Annotated in this window: 14 protein-coding genes; 8 read left to right on the top strand and 6 right to left on the bottom strand. The window is 71.8% G+C overall.

Annotated features, from left to right (window positions below; all coding sequences use genetic code 11):
• Window positions 1-5: 5 nt before the first annotated feature.
• The gene (locus tag F0L17_RS00950) at window positions 6-1,037 is read left to right on the top strand and encodes a hydroxyacid dehydrogenase (RefSeq protein ID WP_155069315.1); all 1,032 of its coding nucleotides are present in this window, start codon (window positions 6-8) and stop codon (window positions 1,035-1,037) included.
• Window positions 1,034-2,926, top strand: coding sequence for a DUF2264 domain-containing protein (locus F0L17_RS00945; protein WP_155069314.1), 1,893 nt, complete (start codon window positions 1,034-1,036; stop codon window positions 2,924-2,926). Before F0L17_RS00950 ends, F0L17_RS00945 begins: the two co-directional genes overlap by 4 nt.
• Window positions 2,927-3,103: 177 nt before the next feature.
• Here F0L17_RS00945 and F0L17_RS00940 read toward each other — a convergent pair whose 3' ends face one another.
• The 3 genes from F0L17_RS00940 to F0L17_RS00930 form a co-directional block, all read right to left on the bottom strand.
• Window positions 3,104-4,543: an MFS transporter gene (locus F0L17_RS00940; RefSeq protein ID WP_155069313.1), complete on the bottom strand. Its 1,440-nt coding sequence runs from the start codon at window positions 4,541-4,543 to the stop codon at window positions 3,104-3,106.
• A 601-nt stretch (window positions 4,544-5,144) separates the two neighbouring features.
• Window positions 5,145-6,617, bottom strand: coding sequence for a SulP family inorganic anion transporter (locus tag F0L17_RS00935; protein ID WP_202917823.1), 1,473 nt, complete (start codon window positions 6,615-6,617; stop codon window positions 5,145-5,147).
• 17 nt (window positions 6,618-6,634) lie between these two features.
• The gene (locus F0L17_RS00930; RefSeq protein WP_155069311.1) at window positions 6,635-7,213 is read right to left on the bottom strand and encodes a carbonic anhydrase; all 579 of its coding nucleotides are present in this window, start codon (window positions 7,211-7,213) and stop codon (window positions 6,635-6,637) included.
• 902 nt (window positions 7,214-8,115) lie between these two features.
• Between F0L17_RS00930 and F0L17_RS00925 the strand changes: the two genes are divergently transcribed.
• From F0L17_RS00925 to F0L17_RS00905, 5 genes are all read left to right on the top strand, one after another.
• Entirely contained in the window at window positions 8,116-9,144 is a 1,029-nt protein-coding gene (locus F0L17_RS00925; protein ID WP_155069310.1) for a phosphotransferase family protein, read from the top strand.
• A 203-nt stretch (window positions 9,145-9,347) separates the two neighbouring features.
• Window positions 9,348-10,616, top strand: a complete 1,269-nt coding sequence (locus tag F0L17_RS00920; protein ID WP_155069309.1) for an MFS transporter — start codon at window positions 9,348-9,350, stop codon at window positions 10,614-10,616.
• 461 nt (window positions 10,617-11,077) lie between these two features.
• On the top strand, window positions 11,078-11,506 hold the full coding sequence (locus F0L17_RS00915) for a peptidoglycan-binding domain-containing protein (RefSeq protein WP_162465632.1): 429 nt from the start codon (window positions 11,078-11,080) through the stop codon (window positions 11,504-11,506).
• A gap of 289 nt (window positions 11,507-11,795) precedes the next feature.
• Window positions 11,796-15,830, top strand: coding sequence for an SGNH/GDSL hydrolase family protein (locus F0L17_RS00910; protein ID WP_238419198.1), 4,035 nt, complete (start codon window positions 11,796-11,798; stop codon window positions 15,828-15,830).
• A 264-nt stretch (window positions 15,831-16,094) separates the two neighbouring features.
• Window positions 16,095-16,892 (top strand): VOC family protein, encoded by a 798-nt coding sequence (locus F0L17_RS00905; RefSeq protein WP_162465631.1) that lies wholly within the window; start codon window positions 16,095-16,097, stop codon window positions 16,890-16,892.
• A 384-nt stretch (window positions 16,893-17,276) separates the two neighbouring features.
• On the opposite strand, the gene F0L17_RS00900 is transcribed toward F0L17_RS00905, so the two are convergent.
• Window positions 17,277-18,542, bottom strand: a complete 1,266-nt coding sequence (locus tag F0L17_RS00900) for a helix-turn-helix domain-containing protein (protein ID WP_155072977.1) — start codon at window positions 18,540-18,542, stop codon at window positions 17,277-17,279.
• A gap of 578 nt (window positions 18,543-19,120) precedes the next feature.
• Between F0L17_RS00900 and F0L17_RS00895 the strand changes: the two genes are divergently transcribed.
• Window positions 19,121-19,822: a PAS domain-containing protein gene (locus F0L17_RS00895; RefSeq protein ID WP_162465630.1), complete on the top strand. Its 702-nt coding sequence runs from the start codon at window positions 19,121-19,123 to the stop codon at window positions 19,820-19,822.
• Between the two features lie 69 nt (window positions 19,823-19,891).
• Here F0L17_RS00895 and F0L17_RS00890 read toward each other — a convergent pair whose 3' ends face one another.
• Both F0L17_RS00890 and F0L17_RS00885 read right to left on the bottom strand, forming a co-directional pair.
• Entirely contained in the window at window positions 19,892-20,410 is a 519-nt protein-coding gene (locus tag F0L17_RS00890) for an RNA polymerase sigma factor (protein WP_155069305.1), read from the bottom strand.
• Window positions 20,411-20,472: 62 nt separating this feature from the next.
• Complete coding sequence (locus F0L17_RS00885; protein ID WP_155069304.1) at window positions 20,473-21,837, bottom strand: phthiocerol/phthiodiolone dimycocerosyl transferase family protein; 1,365 nt, start codon at window positions 21,835-21,837, stop codon at window positions 20,473-20,475.
• Window positions 21,838-22,088 lie beyond the last annotated feature (251 nt).

Raw genomic sequence — 22,088 nt, 5'->3', positions numbered from 1 at the left:
TCCCCATGAGTGAGGCAACACCCGGCCCCGGCTTCCGTCCGCGTGCCGCCCTGGCCATGTCCCCGGACGCCGCCGCGGCCGTCCTCGACCCCGAGACGCTCCGCGCGTTCGGCACGGTCTGCGAACTCGCCCCGCCCCCGGTGCTGGACGACCTGACCACCGAGCGGGCCCGCTCCGTGCTCGCCGACGTCGATCTGCTGATCACCGGCTGGGGCTGTCCGCCCCTGGACGCCTCCGTGCTGCACGCGGCCCCGAGACTGCGGGCCGTGGTGCACACCGCGGGCAGCGTCCGCGGCCATGTCACCGACGCCTGCTGGGAGCGCGGCATCGAGGTGTCCTCCGCCGCCGCGGCCAACGCCGTGCCGGTGGCCGAGTACACGCTCGGCATGATCCTGCTCACCGGCAAGCGGGTGCTGGAGCGGGCCCGCGAGTACCGCGCCTCCCGGGACCGCGGGGACTGGCTGCGCACCCCGCGCGGTGTCGGCAACTACCACCGCACCGTCGGCATCCTGTCCGCCTCCCTGATCGGCCGCCGGGTGATCGAACTGCTGCGCCCGCACGACGTCGAGGTCCTGCTGCACGACCCGTACGTCGACGACGCCGCCGCGGCCGGTCTCGGCGTCCGGCGCGTGGAGCTGCCGGAGCTGTTCGCGCGCTGCGACACCGTCAGCGTGCACACCCCGCTGCTGCCGACCACGCGCGGCCTGGTCGACCGTTCCCTGATCGACGCGATGCCGCACGGCGCCGTACTGATCAACACCTCGCGCGGCGCGGTCGTCGACCAGGAGGCGCTCACCGACGCCGTCCTGGCGGGCCGCATCCGAGCGGTGCTCGACGTCACCGATCCCGAGGTGCTGCCGCCGCACCACCCGCTGTGGGACTGCGAGAACGCGCTGATCACCCCGCACCTCGCCGGGTCCCAGGGCAACGAGTGGCGCCGGCTGGCCGACCTCGCCCTGGCCGAGACCACCCGCTGGGCATCCGGCTCCGGCTTCCTCTACCCCGTACGACGCGAAAGGCTGGCCTTCATCGCATGAGCATCCCGTTCGACCTGCCCGCCGAGGACCGGGTGTCGAGCCCGTACACCGGTTACACCCGAGCCCACTGGGAAGCGGTGGCGGACGGGCTGCTGACAGCGGCCTGGCGCTGGAGCACCCCGGGCGACGCCCTGCTCGACCTGCCGGGCCGACCCTCCCGTTCCGGGGTGCGCTCCGACGGCCTGGAGGGCTACGCCCGCACCTTCCTCGCGGCCGCGTTCCGGGTGGCGGGTGCCGGCGGCGACGATCCGCACGGCCGGCTGGAACGCTACGCGCGGGGCCTGGCCGCGGGCACCCGCACGCCCGGCCGCGACGACACCGAATCCTGGCCGCTGATCCTCGACCACGACGTGCAGGGCCAGCCGATGGTGGAGTCGGCCTCGGTCGCGCTCGGCCTGCGGCTGACCGCGCCCTGGCTGTGGGAGAACCTCGACGAGGACGTGCGGGACCGGGCCGAGCAGTGGCTGCGCGGGGCGCTGCGGCACACCCCCGCGCCGAACAACTGGTACCTGTTCCCGTACACGGTGGCCGGTTTCCTGGAGTCCGTGGGCCGCGGCGACGCCGAGACCGCCGCGGCACGGGAACGGGCGCTGGAGTTGATGGAGGGCTGGTACCTGGGCGAGGGCTGGTACTCCGACGGGGACGGTCGCGCCTTCGACCACTACAACGGCTGGGCCCTGCACCTGTACCCGGTGCTCGACGCCCACCTGGCCGGGGACGACGAGCTCGGCGCCCGGTACGGTGCCCGGCTCCGCGCCCACCTGGAGGGGTTCGCGTCGACGTTCGGCGCGGACGGGGCGCCGCTGCACTTCGGCCGGTCGCTGACCTACCGCTTCGCGGCCTCGGCGGCCGTCGGGCTGGGCGCGCTGACCGGGCACACGCCGCTGACGCCGGGCGCCTCCCGTCGCCTGGCCAGCGGCGGTCTGCGCCACTTCCTCGACCGCGGGGCACTGACCGGGGACGGACTGCTGAGCCCGGGCTGGTACGGCCCGCACGAGGCGACGCTGCAGTCGTACTCCGGTCCCGCCTCCCCGTACTGGGCGTCGAAGGCGTTCGTGTCGCTGCTGGCACCGGCGGACCATCCGCTGTGGACGGAGGTGGAGCGGGCCGCGCCGGTGGAGGAGGCCGACCGGGTCCTCGCCCTGCCGGTGCCCGGGCTGCTGGTGCAGTCGACGCGCGGCGACGGGATCGTACGGCTGCACAACCACGGCAGCGACCACGTGCGGCCGCACGAGGGAGAGGCGGCGGCCGAGGAGGATCCGCACTACGGGCGCCAGGCCTACTCGACCCGCACCGGCCCGACGGCCCCCGGCAACGTCGCCGACAACCACCTGTCGGTCGAGGTGGACGGCCGCCGCAGCGTGCGGCGTCGCATCCATCCCCTGGGAGCGGGCGGCGGTGCCGGTTGGGGATGGGCGGCCTCCTGGCATCGGCCGGTGTTCGCGGGCGGGCCGCCGATGGTGCCGGGGCTGCGGGTGGAGAGCGTGACGGTGGCGCGGGGGCCGTACGAACTGCGGGTGCACCGGGTGACCGGCGCACCGGCCGGGGCCCGCGTCACGCACACCGGCTGGGCCACCGGGCCGGAGGAGGACCTGGTCTCGGCGCTGCACCCCCTGCACGGCTGGGACCCCGCACCGGAGACGGTGCGCGCCCCGCAGGGCACCGCCTGGACACGCTGGGCCCGGGTGCCGCGCCTCACCGGCGCGGCGGACGGCGCCTCACCGTACGCCTGCCTGGCCGTTCTCACCGCCGGGCCGAACCCCGTCCCCCTGGCGGAGGCCGTCACCGAGACGACCGCCGACGCCGGCGGCGTCGAGGTCGTCTGGGCGGGCGGCGCGCGTACCCGGGTCGCCTTCGACCCGGTGCGGGTGACCCACGTGGAGGACTGACCCCGCGGCGCGGCGGAGCGCGGAGGAGGCCCTCTCGGCGGCGTGCCGCCGCGCCGGGCCGGGGGCGGGGACCCCGTTGGGCGGTGGGCGGTACGTTGCCCGCCCGGCCCGGGACGCGACGGTGCCCGCGGCCCGTTCCGGCCGCGGGCACCGGATGGTCACCGGGTCCGGTCCGGGTCAGGCGGACGGGGCCTCGGTACGGGCGTGGGGCTCCGGGACCTCGCCCTCGTCCAGGGCGAGGTCCTTCGTCTCCTTGCCGAGGAGGAGAGCGGTCAGGGTGAGGACGGCCATCACGGAGAGGTAGACGCCGACCAGCCACGGGGAGCCGTCACCGGCCTCCCAGAGGGCGACCGCGACGAAGGGGGCGACGGCCGCGCCGAGGATGGAGCTGACGTTGTAGGAGATGCCGGAGCCGGTGTAGCGGACACTGGTCGGGAAGAGCTCCGGGAGCAGAGCGCCCATCGGGCCGAACGTCATGCCCATCAGGGTGAAGCCCAGGACCAGCCACAGGACCACGCCGAGCGTGCCCAGGCCGATCAGCGGTACCCAGACCAGGCCGAAGACGACGATGCCGGCGGTGACCCAGGCGAGGGTCTTGCGGCGGCCGTACCTGTCCGCGAGCGGGCCGGAGACCAGGGTGAACGCGGCGAAGAACAGCACGCCGAAGATCATCATCAGGACGAAGGTGGTGTAGCCGTAGCCGAGGCCCGGGACGTCCGCGTCCTCGGCGGTGCGGCCGTAGCTCAGCGAGAACGTCGTCATCAGGTAGAAGAGGACGTACGTCGCCAGCATCGCGAAGGTGCCGAGGAGCAGTTGCCTCCAGTGGTGGCGGAAGACGGTGGCCAGCGGCAGCTTGCGAACCTTGCCGGTCTCCTGCGTCTTCGCGAAGACCTGCGACTCGACCAGGCGCATCCGCACCCACAGACCGATCGCGACCATGACGGCCGAGAACAGGAACGGGATCCGCCACCCCCAACTCAGGAAGGCGTCGGAGGGCTGCGAGGGGTCGGCGCCCGCCTCGGAGGGCAGCAGCGCGCCGATGATCAGGAAGAGGCCGTTGCCGATGATGAACCCGAACGGAGCTCCGAGCTGCGGGAACGTGCCCCACAGCGCGCGCTTCCCGGCGGGTGCGTTCTCGGTGGCGACCAGGGCCGCGCCGCTCCACTCGCCGCCGAGCGCGAAGCCCTGGGCGAGTCGCATCAGCACCAGCAGTGCCGTGGCGATCCAGCCGGCCTGCGCGTAGGTGGGCAGGACGCCGATCAGGAAGGTGGCGATGCCCATGGTGAGCAGCGAGGCCACCAGGGTGCCCTTGCGGCCGAGGCGATCACCGAGGTGGCCGAAGACGATCGCACCGATCGGGCGGGCGATCATCGCCGCGCCGAAGACCGCGAAGGAGGAGAGCAGGGCCGTGGTCGCATCGCTGCTCGGGAAGAAGAGCGTCGGGAAGACCAGGACCGCGGCGGTTGCGTAGATGTAGAAGTCGTAGAACTCGATCGTCGTGCCGATGAGGCTGGCGACCAGGACGCGGGACCGTGAGTTGACGGGCGCGGCCTCGGCGGGGGACTGGGACGGGGACTGAAGCCGTGCCCGGGCGGGGCCGGCGGCGGGAGCGGTCATTTCCGGGACTTTCCCACGAGGTGGAGTTCGGCCGCCGACGTGAAGGGCCGACGGTCCCGCACGGCGGCACAGGCCCCCTCGTGGCAAGACCGCGCGACCGGTGCGGGCGCCGCAACGATCTCATGCATCTCACGAACCGGTTGGAGTCTGTCCAGAACGTGGGATTACGGATGATCGTCGGAGGAAGCGTCGGCACCGGATCGGCACGGCGCGTCGGCGTCACGCCCAAGGATCCCGGCCGGCGTCACGGGGAAGAGGCCGCCCACCGCCTGCGCCGAGCCACCGCGTCCCGCGTTGTCACTGCGACCCGGTCGGGCACCACGGAGTCCCGGCGGCCCGTGACGCCGATGCGCTCCACACCATCCGGTACTTCCTCGCCGTCGCTTTTGGTGCCCGTGCCCGCCTCGGCCGGTTGTGGCCTGCCCACGGCATGGCCGTTGGCCACCTCGCGAACCAACCGCCCCGCGCGGCCCGCTGCCGGGGCACCCCCGTGTGGGCGGGAGCGCCCCGGCAGCACTGTGACGCCGCCGCGTCGCACGCCACCGGTCCGGGACCTCCACCGTGCCCCGGGCCGGCGGGCCGCGCGGCCGTGTTCCGGCGGTCAGGCCACCAGGACCCGCACCGGGTCGGTGCCGGCCGTGGTGTGTCGTTCGGCCCAGTTCTCCAGTGCCGTACGGCAGGCGTGGTCCACGTGGCTCAGCCCGGACAGGTCCAGTTCGATCGGCCGGTCCTGGGGGAGCGCCTCCAGGCTGTCGAGGATCTTCGGCAGCCGCAGGAAGGTGGCGTTGCCCGACAGGTGCGCCTGGATGGGGCCGGTGCCATCGTCGACGATCTCGAGCCTGACGTGTGAGGCCTCCCAAGCGGTCTTGGCGACCGACAGGGCCAGACCGATCAGCACGCCCTCGAACATGTTCACCGCGACGATCGACACGGCCGTGGTCACGAGGATCAGCGCCTCGCCCCGGTTCCCCCGCCACAAGGTGGCGACCTGGTGGAAGGGAATCAGTTTCCAGCCGGCGTGCACGAGGATGCCGGCGAGGGCGGGAATCGGGATCAGAGCCAGGGCGGCGGGCAGCAGCGCCGCGAACAGCAGCAGCCACACACCGTGCAGCACCCGCGAGGCCTTGGTCCTCGCACCGGCCTGGACGTTGGCGGAGCTGCGCACGATCACCGCGGTCATCGGCAGCGCGCCGAGTACGCCGCACACCGTGTTGCCCGCGCCCTGGGCGATCAGTTCCTTGTTGTACTGGGTACGCGGGCCGTCGTGCAGCCGGTCCACGGCCGCCGCGCTGAACAGGCTCTCCGCCGAGGCGATCAGGACGAAGGCGACGATGGCGCCGATGAGCGCCGGGTCGCCCAACCCACCGAAGGCCTCCATCCCGGGCGGCTGGATCACACCGAGCAGGCCCCGCACCTCCACCGTGGCGACCGGCAGGGAGAACGCGATCGAGGCGAAGGTGGCCAACAGCACCGCGGCGAGGGCGCCCGGTACGGCCCGCACCTTCTTCGGCATCCGTTTCCACAGCACGACGACGGCGACCGTGCCCGCCCCGATCGCGAGCGAGGGAAGCGCCGTGGCGCTGCCGAGGGTGTCGACGAGCGCCTCCGGCAGGCCCACGATCTTGCCGATGCCGCTCTCCGGCGCCTCGATGCCCAACGCCGCGTACAGCTGGCCGGCGATGATGACGAGACCGATACCGGCGAGCATGCCCTCGACGACGGAGATGGAGATCGCCCGGAACCAGCGACCGAGTCCGAGGGCGCCCATGCCGAGTTGGAACAGTCCGGTCGCCAGCACGATCACGCCGAGCGCGGGCAGTCCGAACTGGCTGACGGCCCCGAAGACCAGCACGGTCAGGCCCGCGGCGGGGCCGGACACCTGGAGGCTGCTGCCCGGCATGAGTCCGGTGACGATGCCGCCGACGATCCCGGTCACCAAGCCGAGCTCCGCCGGAACCCCGGAGGCGACCGCCACGCCGAGGCAGAGCGGGAGCGCGACCAGGAAAACCACCAGGGAGGCGGCGAAATCCTGCTTCAGATAGGGGAAACGGGCTGTGGGGGTTGGCTTGGTCATCTCCATCGCGCCCGCCCTCACAGCGCCGCGAAGGTGTCGGTTCGCGGACGGTGCGCCAGGACCGCTCCGGTGTGCACCTCGTAGTACCAGGCGTGCAGGTCCAGCTCGCCGCTGTCGAGCTTCGCGGCCACACACGGGTAGGAGCGAAGGCGCAGCAGTTGGGTCAGCACGTGGTTCTGCACCCCTTCGGCGACGGCCGGATCCTCTGCCGCTCCCTTCGGGCTGGGGGTGGCGTGGTGGAGCCAGTCACGCACGGCCGGCACGGCGTCCAGGTCGTCGCCGCGGACCAGGGCGCCCACCGCGCCGCAGTGCGAATGACCGCAGACGACGATGTCCTTCACGCCGAGTACCTCCACCGCGTACTCGATGGTGGCCGCCTCACTGGTGGGACGTTCGAAGGTGTGGGGCGGCACGATGTTGCCCGCGGTGCGCAGCTCGAACAGCTCACCGGGGCGGGCGCCGGTGATCAGAGCCGGTACGACCCGGGAGTCGGCGCAGGTGATGAACAGCACCTGGGGGGACTGTCCGTGAGCGTGTGCGGCGAACTCCTCCGGGTGTCGTCCGAACATGCGGGCGTGGTCGACGAAGGGCAGCATGTGGTGATTCCTCCTGGCGCGTCATGGGGGCGCGTCGGGCTTGCACGGCAGAAGAGGGGAAGACCCCGCTTCTGCTGTCAGCAGCGGAAGCCCCGAGGGGCGGCCGGTATGAGGTCGGCCGGTGGGGTGGGGGGACGGAGGTGTGCGGCGCCGGACACGGCCGACTCGTGGACGGCCATCGGGTCCTGGGTGAGGAGCGCACGTCCGGGTGCCGGGGACACGGAGACCGGGATCCGGTGCCGGCCGCGGGGGTGGAGCGGGCCGTCCGGCGCTCCGAGGTCGTCACACGAGCGCGGGACCACGGTCTCATCGCGCAGCCCCCGCCCGTCCGCCGTGGTCCCCGGCTGCGGAGCTTTGGCCTCGGCGTAACGGATGGTGTGCGCGAATGCGAACGGAGAGTCGAGAGAGAACCGAAGGGGGAACAAGGCAGCGGCGAGGAACACAACCGCGCTCCAGGCCGTCGCACCTCGGAACATGCACTCCCTCCGAACAGTCCGTACCTCTTGTCCAGACCAAGCGTTGGTCAACAGATGGTCAAAAACACATTAGCCTTGCAAAGTCGATCGCAGTGCCAACGCAACGTTTTCAGCCTGAAAGAGCCTGAAAAACGAGGGTCCGATGGCGTGAATCCACCCCCCGTGAAGCAGCCGACCGGATGGCGCCGCGGCACTTGGCGGTGGTCGGCTCCGGGTCCGCGGTGGCGGCCTCGGAGCCGTCGACGCGGGTTGGGCCCGGCCCGGCCCGGCCTGGCCTGAGCCGGGGGCGCGGGCAACGATCCGGGCGGCCGGACCGGGCGCAGGGCTCCCGATCGGCGGCGGCCCACCCCACAATCGCCCTGAGGGGACACCCCCACCGGACGGCGCGGCACGAGCCGCGCCGGTGCCTTCGACAGAGGAGCACGCATGAACCCCGAGGACCTCGATCCGGAGACCGCCGCCGTGCTCGCGGCGGTCTCGGTCACGCCCGCGGACGTGGTGGAGTGCGTGCCACTGGCCGGAGGCACGTACAACTCCCTGCTGCGCGTGGTGCTGCGGGACGGCCGGAGATGGGTCGTGAAGCGGCCGCTCTCCGCGGGCGGCGGGTCGACGCTGCGGTACGAGCACGATCTCCTGCGCGGCGAGACCGAGTACTACAGCGCGGTGCGGGACATGCCGGGTGTGCCGGCGCCCCGGTTGGTCCACGTGGAGACCGGCGGCGAGCCGCCCGTCGTGTCGGGGCTCGTCATGACCGAGTGTCCCGGAGTCCCGTGGCACGAGGCCGACGCTTCCCTGACACCCGGCGAACGGAAGCGGCTGCGCGAGGAGCTGGGCGGGGTCGTCGCCCGGCTGCACACCGCGACGGGCCCGGGATTCGGCTATCCCGCCCGGCCGTTCGGCCCACCGGCCGCCGACTGGAGGCGTACCTTCACGACCATGGTCGACGCCGTCCTGGACGACGCGGTGCGCTACGGTGTGCGGCTGCCCCGGCCCGTGGCGTGGGTGCGGGACGCGCTCGCCGCCGCCGGGGACGTGCTGACCGACGTGACCCGTCCCGCCCTGGTCCACTTCGACCTGTGGCAGGGGAACCTGTTGCTCGACGGAGCTCCGGGAGCCAGGACCCTCGGCGGAGTGATCGACGCGGAACGGATGTTCTGGGGCGACCCGGTCGCCGAGTTCGTCTCTCTCGCCCTGTTCGGTGACATCGAGCGGGACGACGCCTTCCTGACCGGATACGCGGCAGCCGGAGGCGGGGTGACGTTCACCGACTCCGTACGCCTGCGCCTGCACCTGTACCGCTGCTACCTGTACCTGATCATGCTGGTCGAGGCGGTGCCCCGGCGTTACTCCCCCGAGCAGCGGGCCTGGACCCGACAGCACGCCGGTGGCCACCTGGCGGTGAGCCTCGACGCGGTGGCGTCCGCCCTGACCGGCCGGTCACGGTCGCGACACTGACCTCGGGCACGGCCCTCGGCGTCCACCTGCCGGGTCCGCCGTTCGCCTCTCGCCCCGGGCGGGGGACGCGGGACAGAAACCGTCGGGGGAGTGAGCGAGCGGCTCCTCCCCGAGCCGGGCTCCATGCGCCCATCGTGCCGACCGGAGGTCCGGGCGGAAGGACTCGTTGGCCGCGACGGCTTCGAACGCGTACACCGGTGGACATGGCATTCCCCACCTTCCGCCGCTCCGACCGGACCATCCCGCCCCCTGCCCCCACCCAGGGGATCGGCGGGCGGGACTTCCGCCTCCTGCTCGTCGCCACGCTGGGCACGTTCTCGAACTACGCGCCACTGCTGTCCGTGGTCCCCGCCTGGTCCGCCCAGGGCGGCACCGCCCTGGGCGGGGTGGGAGCGGCCACCGGGGTCACCATGGCCGCCACCGTGGGTGTCCAACTGTTCATGGCCGGGCTGCTGCGCCGGTTCGGCCTGCGCACGCTCCTGGCCGCGGGCGCCGCCCTGCTGGGGCTGCCCACCTTCGCCTACGCGCTCTCCTCCGACCTCGGGTGGGTCCTCGCCGTCTCCGCCGTACGCGGTGTCGGCTTCGGTATGGTGGCCGTCGCGGGCAGTGCCCTGGTCGCCGAACTCGTCCCGGCCGGGCAGCGCGGCCGGGCCGTCGGCCGGTACGGGGTCGCCGTCGGGCTCCCGCAGGTCGTCTGCCTCCCGCTGGGCGTCTGGAGCGCCGCACACGTGGGTTTCCCGCCCGTCTTCGCCGTGACGGGGCTCCTCAGCCTCCTCGCCGTACCCCTGGCCGTCGCCCTGCGGGTGCCCTCCGCCACCCCGCCCTCGGCCCGTCCGGTGGACGCGGTGGACGCGCCCGCCGGACTCCGCCCCGCCGGACGGCTGCGCCCACTGGCCGCTCCGTGGGCCATGCTGATCACCTCCGCCTGCGCGCTCGGCGGGGTGACGTCGTTCCTGCCGCTCACCGCGAGCGGGGCACCCGTCGCCTCCGCGGCCCTGTTCGCCCTCTCGGCGGCCGTCATCGCCGGACGCTGGGCCGCCGGGGTGTGGAGCGACCGCTTCGGCGCGGGGCGGCTGCTCCTGCCCAGCCTCCTGGCGTGTGTCCTGGGCGTGGCCGGATTCGCTCTCCCCTCCGGCTCCTCCGGGTACGCGGCCGCACTGGTCGTGGTGGCGGCGGCCGTCTACGGCACCGGCTTCGGCGCCCTGCAGAACGACACCCTCGTCGTCATGTTCCATCGGGCGGGCCCGCGGGGAAACGGGATGGCCGGCACGGCCTGGAACATGGCCTACGACGCGGGTACGGGCGTGGGCGCGGTGGCCGTCGGGCTGCTGATCCGGCCTCTTGGGGTGAGCGGCGGCTACCTGACGTGCGCCGCCCTCATCGCCCTCACCCTCCCCCTCGCCCGTCGCCACGCCGATCGCGAACCCCCTTCCGGGCGTCCCACGCCCCGCGCTCCCGCCGGTCGGGCATGACCGTCGTCCACCGGTGCCGGGAACCCCGCTCACCGCCACCTGACCGGACCCGACGGGGCCGTACAAGATGGGGGCGCGCCACTACGCCCCCACCGAGCCGGTCGGCCTGGACGGCGTATTCGATACCGCCGGTAGGACTGCCGTGATCGGTACCGGTCCTATCGGGGACACCGATGAGGTGCGGGCCCAGGCGACGGGTGCGACCACCAGTGTTGGGGCTTTCGGCTCTGTGGAGGGTGCCCCTGTGGGGTTCGTCAAGGGAGTCGGGCTGTTGGCTGCCGAAGAAGCTGACCAAACGTCAATTTCCGCTTGTCCGCCGTTGATTGACCGATGCGTAGGTCAAGTGGTTGTCTTGTGACCGCGAAATCACAGTGCGTGTTTTGCGGTCGGTTCGTTTCTTCCGAAACCGGATGACTCCCTCACGGGGGCCTTCAAGGGGGACAAACATGCCAAGAAGCAGGATGAGACCCGTCAAGTCGGTCGGCCTGGTGGCTGCCATGGTCGTCGGTCTCTTGGGCGGTGTCGCGGCGACGCCGAGCGCCGCTGCCTCGTGGGAGTGTGATCAATCGATCACTGTGCCCAAGGGCGACGCTTACCTGATCCACGTGCCCTTCGAGTTCGAACCCATCTACACCGGTGACTGTTTCGTGCGCCATGGCGCACGCGGCGGTGAGGTGAGCGCCATTCAGCGGTCCCTGAGGTACTGCTACGGCCGGGACATCGTGGTGGATGGGGTGTTCGGCGACAAGACCCTCGCGGCTCTCAAGAACGTCCAGAGCAGGATCGGTGTCGCCTCCGACGGCGTGTACGGCCCCAGGACCCGCGACGCCATGTCGTGGCCGCGCTACCACGAGTCCACCGGGCAGATCTACGGCTGCGTCAGGTGGTAGAGGCGCCGGGCGGCTCGCGACGGGCACGCCCGTGTTCGCCGGGCCCGCCGGTCGCTCGCTCCGCCCCCGGCTCCTGCCGCTGCCGAGCCCTCGGTTGACGCAGACGCCGTGGTCACCCGGAAGAGTCGGGCCAGACGATCACGATCATCCGGCCCGACTCTTCCTGTCGTGACGATCCCCCTGCGAACCCCGTCCTCCGTGAGCCGTGTCCGGGTGCGTCCGCCGGCTTTCGGGGGCGGACGCACGTCCGGCCCGGATGTGCCTCGCCAACCACGTAAGGACAGGGAAGTTGAGACGCAGCAGACTCGGACGCCTGCGCACATCTGCGGCCCTGGCCGCCGCTCTGGCGGTGGCGGCCGGCCTGGCGATGCCGCAGGCATCGGCCGAAACGCCGCCCCCTCATGCGGCCGACGGCTGGTCCGCCGAGACGGAGGCCGCGCTGACGGACGACAGTGTCCCCACCGGTGAGCAGCCGAAGTTCAAGCCCTCGGTGGTGGCCGCCGACCGCCGTGCCGCGGTGCTCGGCGAGGACTTCGCCGACTCCGCCGACCGGGCCTTGACGGTTTCCGGCGACGGAACCGGCTTCCATGTGATGGTCGCCGAGGAGAAGGAAGGCTACAGGTGGCGGACGGCCGCCTCGCTGTCCGAGGCGGGCTTCGAGACGGACACCTGGATCGGCAACGCGTGTCTGACGGAGTCCGGGCGGTACGCGGCCGTGGCCTACGCGCCCCGCACTTTTACCAACGAGCCGTCCCTGATGACCCGCGGCGCCTTCACCGCGATCGTGGACCTGGACACCGGCTCTGTCCGCAAGCTGCCCTTCCAGGCCACCCTGGGCTATTTCTCACCCGGGTGCGGAACCGGTGAGGAAGCGGTCTTCTCGCAGTTCACCGACGAGCTCTCCTCGGACGTCTCCGAGACGCGGCTGATCACGGTCGACAGCGTGAACGGAGCGGCGGAGAAGGCGGAGCTGGCCGGACAGGTCACTTCGGCGGTGCCGGTCGACGGCCGGATCGTCGCCGCTCGGGGGAACCGGATCGTGCGGGTCGAGGGTGAGACCGTGCGGGAGGTCGCACGCACCCACGGCGTGCCGTTCCGGTTGAAGCCGGACTCCGACGGCGGCGTCACCTTCATCGACCGGCTGCCCGGCGGCCGGCGGACGGAGCAGGATGACGACCAGGCCACAGTCTCACGCGTGACCGCCGCCCAGCTCCGCACGCCGAAGGGCACCAACCGGGCGCAGCGGCTGGCGACAGGCGCGCTGACCTCTTTCGACCTTGCCCGCGCGGCCGACGGGTCGGTGTTCGTCACCGGCGAGGCCGACACCGAGAAGGGCAGGAGGCTCCCCGGTTCGGTGCGCAATCCGGGTGGGATCCCCAAGGACGCGCGTGTGTCCAGCCACGGACGTGCCGCTCTGACCACAGCCTGGGCGGACGGCAAGGATTCCCGCATTTCCGCTGAGGACGCCCTCTCCGCGCGTCCGGCGCGGATCACCTTGAAGGCACTGAGTACCGGCAAGAGCGTGGTGCTCGACGCCATGCCGGATGAGCGTGTCGGCAGCGCCAAGGCACAGCAGACCTCCATCGACGCCAGCCCCTCCCTGCCCGGACCGGCGAAGTCCGCGGACATGTCGTCGGCCGCGTCGCCGGTCGAAGAGGACCGCACATGCTCCGTCCCGCGCGGCGATGTGAAGCTCCAGGCGTACCAGCCGACACCGCGGCAGATCGAGTGGGCCGTGGACCAGGCAGTGGTCGGCAATCTCAACGCCCACGTCTCGCGCCCCGCCGGGTGGAAGAACACGGACATGCCGGCGTACCGGCCACAGAACCTGTTCCCCCTGGTGCCACTGTCCGGTAGCGGCGAGAACTGGCACATCCCGGCGCAGGTGATGCTCGGCATCACGGCGCAGGAGTCCAACATGTGGCAGGCGACCCGGTATGCCATCCCCGGTGTCTCGGCGAACCCGCTGATCGGGAACTACTACGGCATCCGGTACTCGTCCTCCGGCGAGCAGTACGACCCGTGGGCGATCGACTGGCCGGAGGCCGACTGCGGCTACGGTGTCACCCAGGTCACCGACGGGATGCGGCTGCCCGGCAAGGGCCAGCCCACGCTGACCGAGACCCAGCAGCGAGCCGTGGCCCTCGACTACACCGCGAACATCGCGGCGGGCGTCAACATCCTGGCCGAGAAGTGGAACCAGACCCGCGCCGACGGGCTGATCATCAACGACGGCGACGCGAGCCACATCGAGAACTGGTTCTACGCGCTCTGGGCCTACAACAGTGGCTACTACCCACAGGCACACGCCTCGGAGTACTCCGGGAAGTGGGGCGTGGGCTGGACCAACAACCCGGCCAACCCCCTGTGGAAAGAGAACCGCACCACCTTCCTGGAGACGATCAACCGCCAGGACGACTACAGCCACGCCGCGCATCCGCAGGACTGGCCGTACCAGGAGAAGGTCATCGGCTGGGCGGCCAGGCCACTCTCGGCGCAGATCGCCCCCGGTGAGTTCCAGCCCGGCTACCGCGCCGCGTGGTGGATCAACGAGGTGTACCGGACCACGTCCAAGCCCCCGATCGACCTGTTCTGCGACAGCAGCAACGACTGTGCCCCCGAAAAGATCTCGGAGGACGCGACCAACAACACCGGCGGCGGTCCCTGCATGCTGCCCGGCGAATCGTCCGATGCCCTGTACTTGAAGTGCTGGTTCCACCAGCCGGCCGTATGGAAGGACTGCGGCGGGAAAGCCGAGTGCGGCTTCGCGCTGCACCGCTTCAACCGAACGTACGCGGAGCAGCCGGACGCCAACAACTATCCGCCGCGCTGCACGCCGGAACTGCCGGCCGGGACCCTGATCGTCGACGACGTCCCGAACGGTGTGACACCCACCGGTTCCTCGAACCGGACCTGCGGCGCGTCCACGTCCTCCGGGAACTTCACCCTGGACTTCGACACACCGTCGGGCCGGATCGACCTGCATCAGATCGGGGCAGGCTACGACAACCACTTCTGGTTCTCGCACACCTACCTGGAGGGCACCCGGACCGCCGAACGGCTCGCGACCACCGGCACCTGGACGCTCGGCGGCGAACGGCGCGGCTGGATGCGCGTGTGGGTGCACCTGCCCGACCACGGTGCTCACACCCGCCAAGCCCGCTACGTAGTGCGGGGCACAGACTCGACCAGCCCGGAGCGGGTCAAGCCACAGCGCGTCATGCGGAACAAGTGGGTGTCCCTGGGGGCGTTCAACTTCACCGGCATACCCTCGGTGTCGCTGTCCAACGTCACCCGGCAGAGCGGCCTCGGGGCGAATCCGGAGCGGGACGGCAACGGCACGGAGGACGTGGCCTGGGACGCCGTCGGCTTCGAGCCGCTCGACGGCGCACCGACCAACCAGATCGTGGCCATGGGCGACTCCTACTCCTCGGGCGAAGCAGCGACCGAAGGCGCGGGCGACGACTACTACCCCGAGACCGACTACGACAGCTCGACCCGGCCGGAGACTCGCAACGCCTGCCACCGGTCGACGAAGGCGTGGTCACGGCAGGCCACGCTGCCCGGCCACTCGCTCTCGATCGGCGAGATGGCCGACAACATGAGTCCTTCCCTGGATTACCAGTTCGTCGCCTGCTCGGGTGCGAGACACTACAACATCATCGGATTCGGGCAGAACGGCGAACCGAGCCAGATCGAGCAGGGCTATCTCGACCAGCACACCACTCTGGTCACTCTCTCGATCGGCGGCAACGACATGCGCTTCGCCGACGTCATCACCCGCTGCGTTGTCGGGGTCAAGTGCTACGACACGCCCCTACAAGCGGTGGACCCCGACACCGGGAAGGCGATCCCGGACACCAGCACGCCGGAACTCGGGGTGTGGGCACCGCAGTGGGCCCGCGACACCGTCCGGCCACGCCTCGTCCGCACCCTTCAGGAGATCCACCGGAGGGCTCCGAACGCCCGGATCGTGCTGATGGGATACCCGCGGCTGCTTGACGGCAACGGCATGTGCGTTCCCGGGCTGGAGGCCGGCGAGACGATCTGGCTCAACAGCGTGGCGGACCTGCTGGCGGACGAGATGAGAGCGGCCGTCAGCCAGGCGAACAGCCTGTACGCGACGAACGCGGTGTTCTCCGACCCGCGGGACGAGTTCGCCGGCAAGGCAGCTTGCGGCGATCCGGAGACCGTCAACGCGCTCGTGGTGACCGGCCACTCCAAGGCCGACAACTTTCCGACCTCCGGGAAGTCCTTCCACCCCAAGATCTCCGGCGCCCGGCTCTACGCCGACAGCCTGGAGGCCACCCTCAACGCCCTGTGACACCCCCGCCGTCCGCCCCTCCTGCCGAGGGGCGGACGGCGGGCATTCGATACCCCAGGCGATGCGCTGACCACCGCTTTCGGCAGTATGCAGCCGCGCCGAGGCTGTCCCGGCGACCTGTCCGACGTCCCTGGGAGCGTGACCTGGGCGTTCGGAGGGGGCGGGGGAGCGCGACTCCGGCCCCCCAAACGATCGGGCCGACGGGCGAGTGTGGGTGTCGGATGTCACGCTGAGGTCGTACAGGACCCGCGGAAGGGAATCGCCGTGATCACTACTGACCTCGTCCCCGGCTCCCCCGGCTGGCTCGACCTGGGCACCCCCGACGTCCGGGCCACCGCTGCTTTCTACGGCGCGGTGCTCGGTTGGGAGTACGAGTCCATGGGGGAGGGGGAGGACATGGAAGGCGGGATTTTCCGGAAGGACGGCAAGACCGTCGCCGGACTCGGCAAGCTCACCGAGGAGGGCGCGCGCTCGGCCTGGATGATCTACTACTGCGTCACCGACGCGGACGCCACGACCCGGGCCGTCGAGCGCGCGGGCGGCACCGTGCGCGTGGCGCCGATGGACCTCGGAGAATGGGGCCGGGCGGCGCAGTACAGCGATCCGTCGGGCGGCCAGTTCGCCGCCTGGCAGCCGGGGGAGGACACGGGCGTCGAGCTGATGGGTCGGCCGGGCTCGCTGTCCTGGACCGAGCTGTACACGAGCGACGCCGCGGCGGCGAAGGAGTTCTACGGGGGCGTCTTCGGCTGGCGGTTCAGCGACATGGAACTGCCGGGTGGCGAAGGCACGTACTCCCTCATCACGCCCGCCGGGTCGCCCGAGGAGCGCATGCAGGGCGGCATCATGGAGCTGCGCTCCGAGGACCTCGCCCTGGCGAACGGGCGACCCTACTGGCACCCGGTCTTCGACGTCCTCGACTGCGACGCCGCGGTCGCCAAGGTCGGCGAGAACGGCGGCGACGTGCAGATGGGACCGGAGGACGCGGAGGGCGTCGGCCGTCTGGCCGTCTGCCTCGACCCGTCGAACGCGGACTTCGTGGTGCTCACCCCGGCCTCGGGGTGAGCCGCGCCCTCACGCTCGGCGAGGCCGGGCGACCCCCGCCCCGGCTCGGTCCCGAGGTCGCCGATCGTCGGGGCAGTCGTACGAGGTGTCGCCCCGCCGCCGGCTCCCTCCGGGGCGAAGGTCCCGTCGGCGGTCCCGGACCCCACGGCTGCGCCGTCGTCACCAGGGTCGTGCCCACCGCCGGCTGTGCACCGCCCGCCGCACCGGACGCCTGTCGCACAACGGCGCCACCGCGACCACAGAGCGGCCGGCGGCCGGCAGTCGACCAACGCCGGGCCCCGGGGCCTCACCCGCCCGGGGCCCGGCACTGCGCGGAGCGTGGCTGCGGCCGGGTGGGCGACCGGCCACGATCGCGCCGGGACGCACGCGTCGGGGCGCGAGCGGTCACGGACGGCCGCGGGCGGATCCCACCGCGTCGCGCGCCGCCGGTGCGCGCACCTGGGCCAGCGCCGTCGCCAGGGACTGCCAGACGTGGGCCGCCAGGTCCAGGTTCCTGGCGTCCGTGGCCTGGTGGCCGAGTTGTTCCAGGGCCGTGATGCCCTCGTCGACGCGCCCGTCCAGGATGCTCAGTCGCCCTTCGAGGACGAGCAGCCGGGTCCGGTCCCGGTAGGGCAGCCGCAGGTCGTCGTCGGACAGCAGGGCGCGGCACAGTGTCCGGGCCTCGTCCAGTTCCCCCCGGTGGAAGGCGAGGTGGGCGCGCAACGCGTGCAACTCCTGCGCCCGTAACGGTGTACCGGTCAGTTCGATGATCGGCCCGGCCTCGTCCAGCCAGCGTTGGGCCGCCTCCAGCCGAGGTGGTGACATCTCGAGCGCGGTGGCGGCCGCGGCGGTGCGCAGGCGGGTCCACAAGGCCGGATCGTCCCGGCCTTCGAGCAGGTTCAACGCCGTCTCCAGGTGGTTCTGGGCGGTGGCGTGGTCCCCTTGGCGGTGACTGACCAGGGAGGCGGTCCACAGGGCCTCGGCCGCCTGAGGGGCCGTGGCCGCGGGAAGCAGGTCCCGCTCCAGTTCGTGGACGTGCCGGCCGGCCGCGTCGAGCCGGCCCAGTTCGGCCTCGACGCCGATCAACACCACGAGCGCGGCCATGATGTCGGCCGTCTGCAGGTCCTCCTCGCGGGCGATCGCCAGCGCGGTCATGGCGGCCGGCTCCGCCGTGCGCAGGTCGCCCAGGGCCCGAAGGCAGCGCGCGTACTGGACGTTCGTCCTCGCCCGCAGTTCCGGTGCCGCCAGGGACTCGCTCAGTTCGATGAGTTCACGGAGCCGGCCGCGCTCCTTCTCGTAGTCGCCGTTGCTGTCGTCGATGCGGCTGAGCAGCCACAGCGCGTGCCAGCGGTCGGCGGGTTCGGCGTGCTCGTCGTCCTGCAGGGCGCGGAGCAGGTCGACGGTGCTGTCCGTGCCGGGCGGCGCCGAGGACGCGGCGGCGAGCGCGTGACGGAGGGAACCGTGGCCCGACGGCTCGCTCAGCGCGGACACGTCGACGTCGAGCCGCTGGGCGAGGTAGGCGACGGCGCGTGGGGTGGGTCGGCGTTCACCGGACTCCAGCCGTGACAGGTACCCCGTCGACATGCCCTCGCCGACGACCGCCGCCTGGCTCAACCCTCGTTCGAGCCTGAGCCTCCTCAGCCGTCGCCCGAAGTGCGGCTGCTCGAGCATTCCCACCCTCTGATCCCCTGAGGCCACCGTGAGTCCGCTTCCTTCCACGTGCGTCGCGGGCAGTGTGCGGAAGTTGTCCATACTTTACGAAGCATCGGCAGTTCGGGCAACACACTTGCAATCAAGAAACATTCATGCCATTTGCCGCTTTTCCCTGCCCGTTGTCTTCGCGGCTTCCCGGAGGTCGGTTGCGGTCTTCCGGAGAAATTCCTGGACAACGAGCGTTGGCATTTTGCCGGCCTGTCAGGCAAACCCTTGCCACGGGCGTTGCCCGGCTTTAGCCTGCGAAGCGTAGACCCGACGTGACCTTGCCCCTCGTCTCCGGAGGTTTCCGTGTCCCCTCGCGCCCGTTCGGGCTCGTTACGGAGGTTGCTCACACGGATGGTCGCGGCAGTCGCTTCCGCGGGCGTCGACGGACGCTTCCACGGTCGCGGCGGTCGCCCCGACGATCCGCGCAGACACAGTGGTGGCCCTTGAGGACCCGGGCGGACGACCTGAGGAACGAAAAGCACCGACAACGTTGTCCGACGGTCGTGACGCGATCCCACCCCCCGCGCACACAGAAAGACGCTACGTCCGTGGTCACCACGAGCAGCACCGCAGCCTCTCGCTCTGCCCTCTCCTCTCCCGACCCCCGAAGGGCAGCCGTCGACTCCGCCGTCCCGGCCGTGCCGCGGGACGCCCGTGACGGCCGCCGGCGTCGCACCTACACGGCCCACGCGTCCACCCGGGACACCACCGTCACCGCCGTGGAGGCGGAATTCGCCGAGGCGTTCGGCCTGAGCCCGGGCAGGATCTGCGGCCGTGACCTCTGCGACCTCCTCCTCGCACGGTCGCCCGCGAACCTGCGGAATCGGTTCGCCGACCTGGCCGAAGGCCGGTCGAACCGATTCACGGAGCGGGTGACCGGCCGGGACGACGCCGGCCGGACCTTCTCCGCGAACCTCACGGCCATAGCGGTCGCCGGCCCGGACGGTCCGGCCGGACTGGTCATCCTGCTCCGCCACACCGGGAACGTCGATCCGGCGGAATGCGATGACCGAAGGACGCTCAGCGAAATCGACGCACGCGTACTCGAAGGAGTGGCGGGCGGCGCGTCCACGGTGCAGTTGGCCGGTCGCCTCTACATGAGCCGTCAGGGGGTCGAATACCGCGTGGGACGGCTGCTGCGCAGATTCGACGCCCCCAACCGTCCCGCGCTCGTGGCGCGCGCCCACGGGTTGGGCCTGTTCGCCGAGGGGCAGTGGCCACCGCGCGTCCTGTCGGATTTCGTGGAGTAGCCGCTCGGTGCGACCCGCCACCCCCGCCGAGGCGGCCGCCGACGCGTACCGTCGACGGCCGCCCGGGCCTCAGGCGGTCGAGGGCAACCAGGCCTCCCGGAATCGGCGGCGGGCCCGGTGCAGACGGGACCGGACCGTCCCGATCGGCAGGGAGAGGACCTGCGCCATCTCCTCCTCGTTGAGCCCGTAGGCGCGCAGGGTGAGCACCTGCCGGTGGGAGGTGGAGAGTCGTTCCAGCACGTCGCTGATGTGCACGGTGTCCAGTGGATCCGCCTCCTGGCCCGAGTCGACCTGCACACAGGTTCCCGCGTCCCCCGCGCGTTTCGCGGTGCGGACGGCCTCGCGGAGCGTCACCGCGCGCACCCAGCCGTAGAACGCGGCCGGCTCGCGCAGGGTGTGCAGACCGCGGTAGACGGCGAGGAGGGCCTCCTGGGTGGCGTCGGCGCCGTCGTCGTGGGTGACGGATCGACAGAGGCGGGCGACGTACGGGGTGATTCCGGTCAGCAGGTGGTTCATCGCCTGCTCGTCGCCCGCCTGGGCCCGGGGCAGCAGCACGAGGGGAGTGGGGATGTGGCTGACGGTGCTCATGTGGGGGAGTGCTCCTTATGGCAGCCGGTGCGGTCGGGCGCGGTGGGCCGGGGTGGCCGTCCTCACCGAGCGTTCGCGGGCGCGGGCAGGGGCTCGGTGACGTCCGTGAAGGCGAGGAGCCCGGTGCGGACGTCGTCGCGGAAGGCCCGCATGAAGGAAGGGCTGAAGCAGGCGGTGAAGTGCGGGAACTCGATGGCGAGCCGCCCCTCGAAGGAGACGACGCACGCCATGACGGGACTGCGGCCCGCCTGCGGGAAGTAGTTCTCACGGGCGGGTACCAGCCGGACGTCGACGGCGTGCAGTCCGGCCGGCAGTCGGGGGCCGGGGACGACGCCCATGTTCGTGGCGATCACGGTGGCCAGTTGCAGGGCCGGGTTCCGAGGGATCTCCGGCGTGATCCGCATCTCGTGGTACCGGTCCTCGCCGGCGACGAAGTCGCGCAACCGGGTGTGGACGGCACGCGCCAGCACGGCCGGGTCGCTGTCCGTGGCGACGTCGACGGTCTGCAGATGGGTGGTGACGGCCGGCACCATGACCGAAGCGGGCAGCGGTGGGGACAGTCGGGACCGCAGGTCCACGGGGGACAGACAGCCGAGCGTGAGGGGACCGTCGCCCTCCATGCGACGCCGTGCCGTCGCGAGCAGCGAGGCGGCGACGAGGGAGTGCACGGACAGGCCCGCCCCCCGCGCGGTTCGCCGCAGCCGGGCGGTGCGCTCCTCGTCGAGGGTCAGTCGACACACCTCGATGTGTCCGTCACCGGCCGGTTCCACCCCCGGCGGGGTGTCGGTGCCGGCCGGACGCGGCACGTCGTAGGGCACGAGCCGGACGGGGCGCCGCCGCGCCTCCTCGATGCGCCGCTCCAGGTAGGCGGCGGTGGCCGCCGGGTCGGTGTCGGGCAGCAGCCGGCTGACGGGGCGCGGCCAGTCGGGAGAGTCCGCGTCGTCTTCGAGGGTGTCGGCGGCCGGGCCGGTCGCGGCCGTCCTCCCCTCGTCCGCGCCGCCCTCGACCAGGGCCCGGTAGTGGTCCCACAGGGCGTTGTGCACGGCGATGCCGCTGTGCCCGTCCGTGATCGTGTGGTCCACGACGAGGACGAACAGGTGGCGGTCGCCCTCCGGCGCGCTCACCAGGACCGCGCGGCTGAGCGGGCCCCCGACCGGCAGGGGAGCGTTCAACTCCGCCGCGTAGGCCTCCTCGCCGCCGGTGCGGGTGACCAGCCGGGGCCGTTCGTCCTCGGTGAGGAGGCGCAGCGCGTAGCCCCGACCGTCCGGCTCGATGCGCGTGCGCAGCGTCGGGTGGGCCCGCGTGACGGCGTCGAACGCCGCGGCCAGCGCCCCGGTGTCGACCTGCCCGCGCAGGGTGCAGGAGAGCACCGCTCTGCTCCGTTGCCCGACGTACAGCGTCTCGACCGGACACAACGCACGGTGCATGTCGCCAGTCCTCTTTCCGTCGCTCTCTTTTCCGTATCGGGGATCGGTGACGTGCCGTCACCGCCGGGCCCTCAATGCCCGCCGCCCGTTCGAGAGTGCAACGTCATGGGCCGGCGAATCCACCTGTCACAGCGGACCGGGCGAAAGTCGCGGGAATTCCCTGAAGTCCGTCGGCGTCGGCGCTATCCCTGCTCTCGCGTTCTCCAGGGAAATACCTGAATTCCCGGCGGTGGCCCGGTTCGGGCTTGATC

The sequence above is a fragment of the Streptomyces taklimakanensis genome (assembly GCF_009709575.1).
In the GTDB taxonomy this organism is placed as follows: Bacteria; Actinomycetota; Actinomycetes; order Streptomycetales; family Streptomycetaceae; genus Streptomyces; species Streptomyces taklimakanensis.
The sequence above is the reverse complement of the archived record's forward strand: the minus strand, read 5'-3'. Positions and strand labels throughout refer to the sequence as shown.